Genomic DNA, 2,304 nt, shown 5'->3' on the forward strand with positions numbered 1-2,304 from the left:
CGGACGTCGGACAGGGTCGCCATCGTCAGCTTCCGCTCGCCAGCGACTCGGTGATGGTCCCGTTGTGCCGCTTGAGCACCTCGCCCGCGGGGGAGGAGCCGAAGAGCGCGTCGGTGACCGCCGCGGTCCACGGCCCGTTGGTGTCGTTGTAGGTCTTGCCGAAGTTCACCGAGATCGGCGTCTGGCCCTCGGTGGCCAGCATGTTGAACGTCCGCAACCGGTTGTCCCGCTTGGCGTAGGAGTTGTCGGCCAGGTCCTCGCGCACGGTGATGTTCTTGTTCTTCGCCAGCACCTCGACCTGCGCGTCCTCGGACAGCGTCCAGGAGATGAAGTCCCACGCCGCCGCGGCGTGCGTCGAGTTCGAGCTGATGCCCAGCACGTCACCGCCGACGAACGATGACCGGCCGCCGGTCAGGCCGGGGATGGGCGCGATGCCGACCTGGAGGTTCGGCCCCTCCTTCATGCCCTGCAGGGAGGTGGCGCCCATGGGCTGGATGCCGATCTTGCCCTCGGCGAACAGCTGGGTCCACGTCGGACCGGACTCGTTCTTCGCCGACGCCGGCACGATGCCCTCGGTGTACATGCGGCGCAGCAGGTCGTAGACCTTCGCCGCCGACTCGTTGTCGATCGTGGACGCGGTGCCCTTCTCGTCCAGCACGGCGCCGCCGGAGGCCCAGATCATCGGCCACGTGGTGAACAGCATGCAGCCGGGGCAACCGCCGCCGAAGAAGTAGCCGTCCGCGTCACCCAGCGCGTCGATCTTCTTGGCCGCCTGGTACAGCCCCTCCAGCGACGTGGGCGGGTCGTTCGGGTCCAGGCCCGCCCGCTCGAACAGCACCTTGTTGTAGAACACCGCGGACAGGTCGATGTCGTGCGGCACGCCGTAGACCTTGCCCTCGTGGGTGGCCGCGTCCATGTGCGCCGGGGCGAGCTTGTCCTTGAACGACAACGAGTCGACGCGCGCGGTGATGTCGGCGTAGACGCCCTTGGCCGCGTAGTTGGGCGCGTAGACCACGTCGGCGGCGAGGATGTCGGGCAGCTGCTTCGCGCCCGCGGCCGTGCCCACCTTCTGCTGGTAGGAGTCGGCCGGGAAGACGGTCAGCTCGACCTTGTTCTTGTGGCCGGCGTTGTAGGCGTCCACCAGCGTCTGGCTGAACGTGGCCGTGGGCGACCTGGTCCACATGGTGATGGTCGTGCCGTCGTCGGTCGACGACGTGTCGTCCGGGGACGATCCCGCCGGTGCGCTCTGGCAGGCGGCGAGCGCCAACAGCGATGCCGCGGCCAGGACCGCTCGGCGCCACCGCGGTGCGGGGGTTGAACTCATGGGTGTTCCCTCGTGGGCGTTTCGGAAGTCGGCTCGCACTCGTCGAGCCGGGGGTGGGCGGGACCTGTCCGCCGAGGAGCCGGGTCACCACGACGGAAAATTAGGAAACCGGTTGCCGACGAACCTAGAGAGACCTCCGTCACCTGTCAAGAGGCGTTCGGAACGGCCTGAGCTGGACTTCGGTCGAGTCGGTCCGCCCGTTGGGTGCGACGAGGTAACCTGCCGACATGCCGTCCAGGAAAATCGAGGAAACCGGGAAGCCGGTGCAGCGACCGGCCACGATCAGCGATGTCGCACGCCTGGCCGCGGTCTCCGTCGGCACCGCGTCCAAGGCCCTCAACGGCCGCGGCTCGCTGCGCGAGGAGACCCGCCGCCGCGTCCGGCTCGCCGCCGACGAGCTGGGCTTCCAGCCGAACACGGCGGCCCTCACGCTCAACTCCGGGCGCACCTACACCGTCGGCATGATCACCACCGACACCATCGGCCGGTTCAGCATCCCGCTCATGACCGGCGCGGAGGACGCGCTGGGCGCGGGCCGCATGTCGGTGTTCCTGTGCGACGCGCGCGACGACCCGATCCGCGAGCAGTACTACCTGCGCACGCTGCTCAGCCGCCGGGTGGACGGCATCATCGTCACCGGTCGCCGCACCCAGGCCCGCGCCCCGATCGGCACCGACCTGCCCGTGCCGGTGGTCTACGCGTTCATCAGCTCCGCCGACCCGGACGACTGCTCGGTCGTCCCCGACGAGGCGGGTGGCGCGCGCAAGGCCGTCGACCACCTCCTCGCCCTCGGTCGACGGCGGATCGCGCACATCACCGGCCCGGAGCACCACCACTCGACCAGGGTCCGGGCCGCCGCGGCCACCGAGCGCCTCGCGGAGGACGGGCTCGACGTCGTCGGCGGCCCGCTGTTCGGGGAGTGGAGCGAGGCGTGGGGCAGGCAGGCCGCCGGCATCCTGATGGGCGGGGCGGGCGGGTTC

At 70.1% G+C, this 2,304-nt stretch carries 2 protein-coding genes; one reads left to right on the forward strand and one right to left on the reverse strand.

What is annotated here, in order from left to right:
• Positions 1 to 25: 25 nt before the first annotated feature.
• Entirely contained in the window at positions 26 to 1,324 is a 1,299-nt protein-coding gene (locus AB0G02_RS35825) for a sugar ABC transporter substrate-binding protein (protein WP_360803585.1), read from the reverse strand.
• Between the two features lie 227 nt (positions 1,325 to 1,551).
• Between AB0G02_RS35825 and AB0G02_RS35830 the strand changes: the two genes are divergently transcribed.
• Positions 1,552 to 2,304 (forward strand): LacI family DNA-binding transcriptional regulator (locus AB0G02_RS35830; protein WP_360803588.1); only part of this gene is annotated, 753 nt, incomplete at its 3' end.

Origin of the sequence: Actinosynnema sp. NPDC023658 (assembly GCF_040639995.1) — a bacterium.
In the GTDB taxonomy this organism is placed as follows: domain Bacteria; phylum Actinomycetota; class Actinomycetes; order Mycobacteriales; family Pseudonocardiaceae; genus Actinosynnema.